The organism is Halomonas sp. BC04 (assembly GCF_000568385.1).
On sequence record NZ_AZQX01000004.1, the window covers coordinates 23,213 to 31,131 of the forward strand.

Sequence of the window (7,919 nt, forward strand, 5' to 3'; positions counted from 1 at the left end):
TGGTTTCCTCCCTTTCAGGTCCGGCCCAGGGCAAAGCCCTTGGCAATATGGTTGCGCACGAAGTAAACCACCACGATGCCCGGAATGATGGTCAACACACCGGCCGCTGCCAGGGTTCCCCAGTCGATACCCGATGCCGTCGAAGTACGCGTCATGATCGAAGCGATTGGCTGAGCATTGGTGGCAGTCAGCGTGCGGGAGAGCAACAGCTCGACCCACGAAAACATGAACAGAAAGAACAGGGTCACACCGATACCTGAGCGGATCATGGGGATAAATATCGTGACAAAGAAGCGGGGGAAGCTGTAGCCATCGATGTAGGCAGTCTCGTCGACTTCCTTGGGTACACTGCTCATGAACCCCTCAAGGATCCATACTGCAAGCGGAATGTTAAACAGGCAGTGAGCCAGTGCCACGGCGATATGGGTATCGAACAAGCCCACCGAGTAGTAAAGCTGGAAATAGGGCAACAGAAATACTGCCGGCGGCGCCATCAGGTTAGTCAGCAGCCAGAAGAACAGGTGCTTGTCACCAATGAACTTGAACCGGCTGAAAGCGTAGGCAGCGGGAAGCGCCACCGAGATGCTGATCAGCATGTTCATCAGCACATAGGCCAGCGAGTTGACATAACCCATGTACCAGTTCGAGTCGGTGAAGATGCCGATGTAGTTGCCCAGGGTGAAATTGTGGGGCCAGAACGAGAAACTCCCGAGAATCTCGCTGTTGGTCTGGAACGACAGGTTGAGCAGCCAGTAGATCGGTAGTAGCACGAAGAGAAGGTAGAGCCCGAGCAACGTGCGGCGACGCCAACGAGTGGTTGTCCTGCGTGCCAGCTTGCGACGCTTTGCAGCACTCTCGGCGGCCTGTTGGCGAACGGTTTCAGGCGTGGTTGGTACGGAGCTGGTCATGTCAGGCTCCTCCCTGAGTGGTTTTATCTTTCTGGCTATTCATGATCGCGGTGTAGAAGACCCAGCAGACCAGCAGGATGATGAGGAAGTAGATCAGCGAGAATGCTGCCGAGGGACCCAGGTCCTGCTGGCCGATGGCCATGGTGGTCAATGACTGGCTAAGGAAGGTGGTGGAACTTCCCGGCCCACCCCCGGTGAGCACGAAGGGTTCGGCATAGATCATGAAGGAGTGCATGAAGCGCAGCAGTACGCCGATCACCAGGACGTTGGTCAACTTGGGAAGCTGGATGTAGCGGAACACCGCCCACTTCGATGCCCTGTCGATGCGCGCCGCCTGATAGTAAGCATCGGGGATCGAACGCAGGCCGCTATAACAGAGCAGAGCAATCAGCGGCGTCCAGTGCCAGACATCCATCAAGATGATGGTGGCCCAGGCATCGGCGGGATTGCGGGTAATATTGTAGGCGTAGCCCAGCTCGCGGATACCGACGCCCATCAGGCCGATGTCGCCACGGGTGAAGAGCTGCCAGATGCTGCCGACCACGTTCCAGGGGATCAGCAGGGGCAGGGTGATAAGAATCAGAACGGCAGATGCCTGCCAGCCGCGCTTTGGCATCAGCAGGGCAATACCGATGCCGAGCGGCACCTGAATAGCCAATATCGTGAAGGAAAAGGCGAACTGACGCAGCAGAGCGGCCTGCAACATCGGATTGTTCAGCATCGTCTCGAACCACTCGGTTCCTGTGAAGAAACGCGTATTGGCATCGAAAACGTCCTGGACCGAGTAATTGACCACCGTCATCAGCGGGACGATGGCGGAGAATGCCACCAGCAGCAGCATGGGCAGGATCAAGAACCACGCCCGGTTGTTGTAGACCTTGTTCATTGCCCCACCTCCACGCGGAACTCATCGATGTACAGGTTCAACCTTGCTTCGGGGAAGCGGACAAACGCCTTGCGCCCCGCCAGCTGATGGTCCTCTCCCACGCGCGCACGAAACGCGACACCGGCAAACGAGAACGACACGATGCGATACGTTCCGAGATCCTGAACATTTTCGATCTCGATCGGATAGGCATCGTCAGCCGGGGCTGACAACACTTCGACGAACTCAGGGCGAATGCCGAGCTTGATATTGTGCGACGGGCTCTGGTGGATGGCATCGCGCCACTCGGCAGGCAGCACCAGGTCAATGGAACCGGTCCGCACCCCCGCTTCGGTGCGCACGACCTCCATCAGATTCATTCCTGGGCTGCCGATGAAGTAACCGACGAAAGTGTGGGCTGGTACTTCGAACAGCTCCCGTGGGGTGCCGAACTGGACCACTTGTCCTTCGTACATCACCGCGATCTTGTCGGCGAAGGTCGAGGCCTCGAGCTGGTCATGGGTCACGTAGATCATGGTGATGTTGAAGCGCTCGTGGATCTCCTTGAGCTTGCGGCGGAGCTTCCACTTGAGCTGTGGGTCGATCACCGTGAGTGGCTCATCGAACAGAATCGCCGAGACATCGTCTCGCACCAGACCACGGCCCATGGAGACTTTTTGCTTTTCGTCGGCAGTGAGGTTGCGCGCCTTGCGCTTGAGCAGCGAGGTGAGCTCGAGCACGTCGGCGACCTCGGCCACCCGCTCGCGCACCTTGGCTTCGGGGGTACCCACGTTGCGCAGCGGGAAGGCCAGGTTGTTGTATACGGTCATGGTGTCGTAGACCACCGGGAACTGAAACACCTGAGCGATGTTGCGCTCCTCAGGGGGCAGTTCGTTCATCACCTGATCGTCGAACAGCACCTCTCCGTCCGAGGGCGTCAGCAGTCCCGAGATGATATTGAGCAGAGTCGACTTGCCGCAGCCGGACGGCCCGAGCAATGCATAGGCGCCGCCCTGGTGCCAGACGTGCTCCATCTCGCGAATGGCATAGTCTTCTGGGCCAGAGGGGTTGGGTGAGTAGCTGTGCGCCAGCGACTTAAGAGTGATCTGGGCCATCAGTGCGCTCCTAGGCGTGCCGGAATCTGCACGACGTCGCCGTGCCGGTCGAAGGCATAGATCTTGTGCGTCGGGAAGTAGACCTTGAGTGGTTGGTCCACGGCAAACTCGTGCACGCCCGTCAGATGCAGCACCAGGTGGAAGAGTTCGTTGCGTACGTGAAGAAAAGTTTCCGAGCCGCTGATCTCGGCAATGTCGACCTTCACTTCCAGCTCCAGATCGTCCTCGGCCTGACGCTCCAGCCCAATGTGGGACGCACGTACGCCGAACTGGTACTGGCCCGGTGCCAGGCTAGCCAGGTCTCGGTTGAGGGAAAAGTGCACGTTGCGATCGAAGGTCACCTCGGATCCCGACACGATGGCGGGGACCACGTTGATGGGTGGTTCCGAGAACATCTCGGCGGTCAACACATCGCGGGGGCGATGATAGACATCCTCGGTGGGGCCGTACTGAAGCAGTCGCCCTTGGTGTAGAACTGCGGTGTGCCCGCCCAGCGCCAGAGCCTCGTTGGGCTCTGTCGTGGCATATACGGCGATGCAGTTTCGCGTCTTGAACAGCTCACGCAACTCCTCACGAAACTCCTCACGCAGCTTGTAGTCCAGGTTAACCAGCGGTTCATCGAACAGGATGAGGTCGGCGTCCTTGACCAGGGCCCGGCCCATGGCGGTACGCTGCTGTTGTCCACCGGAAAGCTCCGCCGGATAGCGATCTAGCAGATGTTCGATATGGAGCATGCTGGCCGTGTCATGGACACGCCGTCGGATTTCCTCCCGCGGCACCCGCGCCAGCTTCAGCGGTGAGGCGATGTTTTCGTAGACGGTGAGGGCCGGATAGTTGATGAACTGCTGATAGACCATCGAGACGTTACGCTTGCGTACCGACTTGCGCGTCACGTCTTCGCCATGCATCAGCACCCGGCCGCTCGTGGGAGGCTCCAGACCGGCCATGATTCGCATCAGCGTCGTCTTGCCGGCCAGGGTTCTTCCCAGCAGGACATTGAACGAGCCTGGCGCCAGCTCCAGATTGACGCCTTCGATGTGTGTGGCCCCATTGACCACGTGATCGACGTTTTCCAGGATCAGTGACATGCTGAACTCGCTGTCATCGTTGTTATTTCGGATTGTTAGTCATCACACGCTGCGCGATGACCGCTAAGCATCTGGCCTGCCAGGGCAGGCTCATGCCTCAAGCCAGCACGGGCTCACCGAGATCACTCCTCACGCGTCGCACGGCACTTTGCCAGCCGTCGTAGAGCAATTCCCTCTCGGCAGAGGTCATGCTCGGTGTGAAAGTCCTCTCGCATTGCCACAGTGCGGCCAGCTCATCCAGTGAGCGATACCACCCCACCCCCAGCGCTGCTAGATACGCTGCGCCCAGGGCCGTTGTCTCGAGGACAGCCGGCCTGTCCACTTCCTGTCCGAGCATGTCGGCCAGGAATTGCATCAACCAGCTGTTGCATACCATTCCGCCATCTACCCTCAACCGCCCCTTGCCCAGGGAAATGTCCTGCCCCATGCAGACATGCAAGTCACGGGACTGAAAGCAGACCGACTGCAGGCCCGCCGCAACGATCTCGGCAATTCCCGTATCCCGGGTCAGGCCGAAAATGGCACCGCGAGCACGCGGGTCCCAGTGGGGCGCACCCAGCCCGGTAAAGGCCGGAACCAGATAGACGCTGTGACCTGCGCGGGTCTGGTGGGCAAGCTGCTCGGTCTCGGCGACATCCTTGAACAATTGCAGGCCATCCCGAAGCCACTGCACGGTCGCACCAGCCACGAAGATACTTCCCTCGATGGCATAGGTAGGCCGACCCTTGAGTCGATAGGCAAGTGTGGTCAATAAACGATTATTTGAAACGACTGCTTGCTCGCCGGTGTTGAGCATCATGAAGCAGCCGGTACCATAGGTACTCTTGGCCATTCCCGGCTCGAAACATGCTTGGCCAACCAGAGCGGCATGCTGGTCGCCTGCGACGCCGGCTATCGGCACTTCGCAGCCGAACAGAGATGCATCGACCAAGCCGAAGTCGTCACTGGAGTCCCTGACTTCGGGCAACAGTGTGGCGGGGATGTCAAACAGCTCGAGCAGCCTTTCATCCCACTCCTGGGTGTGGATATTGAAGAGCAGAGTCCGCGATGCATTGGTCGCATCGGTGAGATGCTGCCTGCCGCCGGTCAATCGCCAGATCAGGAAGGTATCGATGGTGCCAAAGGCCAGCTCACCGCGTTTGGCCCGCTCACGCGCGCCAGGGACTGAGTCAAGAATCCAGGCCAGTTTGGTGGCGGAAAAATAGGGATCGATCAATAGACCGGTACGTGCCTGGACATCCCCTGCGTAGCCGGCAGCGTTAAGGCTTTCGCACTGCTGCACTGTGCGCCGATCCTGCCAGACGATCACCGGGTGGATCGGTACACCAGTGGCACGATCCCAGACCAGCGTGGATTCACGCTGATTGGTGATGCCGACGCCAGCGAGATCGCAAGCCCTGATACTGCCTTTCCTCAGGACATCACGACAGATGAACAGCACCGATTCCCAGATTGACTCCGGGTCGTGCTCGACCCACCCGTCTGCAGGAAAGGACTGAGCGAGCTCCTGCTGGGAGATGGCGACCGGGCGAAACTCACGGTCGAAAAGAATCGCCCTGGAGCTGGTGGTTCCCTGATCGATGGAGAGAAGATAGGAAGACATACACTTCGCCCTGGTTATTGTTCTGGGTCGGTTCGGCGAAAGAGGCTGCGCTCGATGCGCCCAAATGTTCGCTTTCAATCATTCTTGACCGAAAATGTTCGATTTCGATAGCGAGACTAGCGCAGGTCCCAAGTCCGGGCAACGGCCAAGAGCGTTTTTTGATTTAGACCTTCGTCTAGGCCGAACAGAGTGACCTTCCACCCTGCACCTTAAGACATTGATGGGAAAAGAGAAGCAGCCTGCAAAGCATATTGGTTTCGTCTAAAACCTTTCGCTTCCGAACATTTCTGATGCTTTTTTACTCATAAAGGCACATGAATGAGTAAATGAAAAAAGCGAAGGAGGCAGTGCGGGCATGGAGAAAGGCCAGGGACGTCAGACTGGGACGCGCCTCAGCCACATGAAGGCATGGATCACACCGGGCACCCAGCCCAGCAGGGTCAACAGCAGGCTCACCGCGACACGCCGCCTGCCACCATGGGAGAGCCCCACCGCCAGAGGCGGCATCAATACCGCCAGCACCGTCAGGGCGACGCGAAGCATCGAGGATTCGGCCAAGGCCGAATCCTGCGGTGGAGGTGACGTGTCGAGATGCGAATGGCCGGAATCCGGCGGAGTAAATGATTGGACCGCATCACGCGACTCCCGCTCGGATAGCTGGCGGTGGGCATCATGGTCGATCTTCTGCTCTATGGCCTCGGCACCCTCGGCCAAGTCATCGTGATAGCGCTCCCAGTCCTCCCAGTCATGAGGCGTGCCGGCATGCGGCTGACGATAGCCGGCACCGCGGGCTCGCTCCCATGCCTTCTCTTCCAGCGTATTGGGGCGCTCTTCTTCTCGCCCCTGGCCAATGCCTTTCCTGGCCAGATACTCCCGGGCATCCATGGCATTCTCCTCTGGTACGGCGGCACGACGGTATGAAAAGCCGGCCTCGAAGGTGGCATACGGTATTGGAGTCATGGCCTGGGCTCCATGTTCCGGGCCAGGATCACATCAACGTTGGAAAAAGTGTTTATGCCCTATGGCCAGACCCGGGCTGCTCTCGTCTATGATGGTTACATAACCAGCCCAGTGCCACCGGCCAAGGAGATGCCCATGCCCACCAAGGCTCCCACCATCGTTCGCGACATCATGTCCCGGGACTGCTATCGGGTCACCGCCAACACCTCCGTGACCACCCTGGCCGAAGGCCTGGCCTTGCATCGGCTGCCGGGCGTTCCCGTGGTCGACAAGAACGACCATCTGATCGGCTTCATATCCGAACAGGATGTCATGGGGAAGGTTCTCGAGAGTGCCTATCTCAATGATGAACCGCCGCTGGTCAGGGACCTGATGCGCAACGAGGTCCTGTCGGTTTCCCCCAACAAGAGCATCACCGATCTTGCCCAGGAGATGCTCGGGAACAAGCCCAAGGTCTATCCGGTTGTCGAGCAGGAGCGGCTGGTCGGCATCGTCACTCGACGCGATGTCCTGACTGCCATCGTGCGCATGAGGCACAAGTAGATAAGCCTTTAACCAGCCTGACACTGTGCCCAGGGACCACCGGGCGCAGTGTCACCATCCCCGTCCCATTGGCCAGCCCCCTGGTGCGAAGGTAAAGCATCGCAGATCCGGCGCAAAAGAAAGCCGCCACATGCGAACATGGGCGGCAAGATCGAAACTGCGAGCCAGAGCAACAGTGTTAGCGACTGCCATCGCGCTGCTGTCTGTACTAGATCAGACAGCACAATCGACAAAAGTTCTCTCTCCACACAGATTTTTCTTGCCAACCGCTTTGATCCTGAGTCCCACCCGGGGCTGCCTGCAGGCAAGGCTTCTCGACGCCACATCTCCTGAGCGACAAAACAACCACTTAGGAAAGCTGGGTCTGCAAAACGAAGAGCGCGCGCTTGCTTCACATAAGGCATTGAGTTTACTATTGAAACGCAGACAGCGGGTGTAGCTCAATGGTAGAGCAGAAGCTTCCCAAGCTTAAGACGAGGGTTCGATTCCCTTCACCCGCTCCAGTTCGCCGCAGGCATGCTGTCCAACCTCACCAGGCAACATCGGCAATGCCGATCGACCCTCTTCTGCTGCGACCCTGACGTCTACCGGTGCGAGCAACTGCATGGCCCTTTATCTTCTCATCTTCGCCGTCTGCACGCTGATCATTGGCGGCATGTTGCTGATTCTGCTGTTTTCGCGTACTGCACGCTATCGCACGGAGCCCGAGCAACTGCTCGAACTCTTCGACAAGGCGCTGGAAGACCGCCTCAGCCAGCATGAGTGGGATACGATCATCAACTATCCGATACGCCATGACGACTATCTGGATGGCGTGAGACGCAGGGCGCACCGCTT

Annotated in this window: 7 protein-coding genes, 1 tRNA gene and 1 pseudogene; 3 read left to right on the top strand and 6 right to left on the bottom strand. The window is 58.7% G+C overall.

Features of this window, described 5'->3' with window-relative positions:
* Nucleotides 1-14 precede the first annotated feature (14 nt).
* The 6 genes from Q427_RS00420 to Q427_RS00445 all read right to left on the bottom strand — a co-directional run bounded on the left by Q427_RS00420 (nucleotide 15) and on the right by Q427_RS00445 (nucleotide 6,539).
* Nucleotides 15-908, bottom strand: a complete 894-nt coding sequence (locus Q427_RS00420) for a carbohydrate ABC transporter permease (protein WP_051495999.1) — start codon at nucleotides 906-908, stop codon at nucleotides 15-17.
* A 1-nt stretch (nucleotide 909) separates the two neighbouring features.
* Nucleotides 910-1,794 (bottom strand): carbohydrate ABC transporter permease, encoded by an 885-nt coding sequence (locus Q427_RS00425; protein WP_043510151.1) that lies wholly within the window; start codon nucleotides 1,792-1,794, stop codon nucleotides 910-912.
* Complete coding sequence (locus Q427_RS00430) at nucleotides 1,791-2,888, bottom strand: ABC transporter ATP-binding protein (protein ID WP_043510153.1); 1,098 nt, start codon at nucleotides 2,886-2,888, stop codon at nucleotides 1,791-1,793. The genes Q427_RS00425 and Q427_RS00430 overlap by 4 nt, the downstream gene beginning before the upstream one ends.
* Entirely contained in the window at nucleotides 2,888-3,976 is a 1,089-nt protein-coding gene (locus tag Q427_RS00435; RefSeq protein ID WP_043510154.1) for an ABC transporter ATP-binding protein, read from the bottom strand. The genes Q427_RS00430 and Q427_RS00435 overlap by 1 nt, the downstream gene beginning before the upstream one ends.
* Nucleotides 3,977-4,073: 97 nt before the next feature.
* Complete coding sequence (gene glpK, locus Q427_RS00440) at nucleotides 4,074-5,579, bottom strand: glycerol kinase GlpK (protein ID WP_043510156.1); 1,506 nt, start codon at nucleotides 5,577-5,579, stop codon at nucleotides 4,074-4,076.
* Between the two features lie 375 nt (nucleotides 5,580-5,954).
* Nucleotides 5,955-6,539, bottom strand: coding sequence for a YqaE/Pmp3 family membrane protein (locus Q427_RS00445; protein ID WP_331280494.1), 585 nt, complete (start codon nucleotides 6,537-6,539; stop codon nucleotides 5,955-5,957).
* Nucleotides 6,540-6,674: 135 nt separating this feature from the next.
* Here Q427_RS00445 and Q427_RS00450 point away from each other — a divergent pair, with 135 nt between their 5' ends.
* The 3 genes and pseudogenes from Q427_RS00450 to Q427_RS00460 all read left to right on the top strand — a co-directional run.
* Nucleotides 6,675-7,082: a CBS domain-containing protein gene (locus tag Q427_RS00450; RefSeq protein WP_043510158.1), complete on the top strand. Its 408-nt coding sequence runs from the start codon at nucleotides 6,675-6,677 to the stop codon at nucleotides 7,080-7,082.
* A gap of 429 nt (nucleotides 7,083-7,511) precedes the next feature.
* Nucleotides 7,512-7,585, top strand: a tRNA-Gly gene (locus Q427_RS00455).
* A 101-nt stretch (nucleotides 7,586-7,686) separates the two neighbouring features.
* Nucleotides 7,687-7,919, top strand: a pseudogene (locus Q427_RS00460) (hypothetical protein); the annotation flags it as partial.

What these genes read in the sequence shown, in the direction of transcription:
- Q427_RS00435 (WP_043510154.1), bottom strand. Translation starts at nt 3,976, where the DNA reads ATGTCACTGATCCTGGAAAACGTCGATCACGTGGTCAATGGGGCCACA.
- Q427_RS00425 (WP_043510151.1), bottom strand. Translation starts at nt 1,794, where the DNA reads ATGAACAAGGTCTACAACAACCGGGCGTGGTTCTTGATCCTGCCCATG.
- Q427_RS00445 (WP_331280494.1), bottom strand. Translation starts at nt 6,539, where the DNA reads ATGACTCCAATACCGTATGCCACCTTCGAGGCCGGCTTTTCATACCGT.
- glpK (WP_043510156.1), bottom strand. Translation starts at nt 5,579, where the DNA reads ATGTCTTCCTATCTTCTCTCCATCGATCAGGGAACCACCAGCTCCAGG.
- Q427_RS00420 (WP_051495999.1), bottom strand. Translation starts at nt 908, where the DNA reads ATGACCAGCTCCGTACCAACCACGCCTGAAACCGTTCGCCAACAGGCC.
- Q427_RS00430 (WP_043510153.1), bottom strand. Translation starts at nt 2,888, where the DNA reads ATGGCCCAGATCACTCTTAAGTCGCTGGCGCACAGCTACTCACCCAAC.
- Q427_RS00450 (WP_043510158.1), top strand. Translation starts at nt 6,675, where the DNA reads ATGCCCACCAAGGCTCCCACCATCGTTCGCGACATCATGTCCCGGGAC.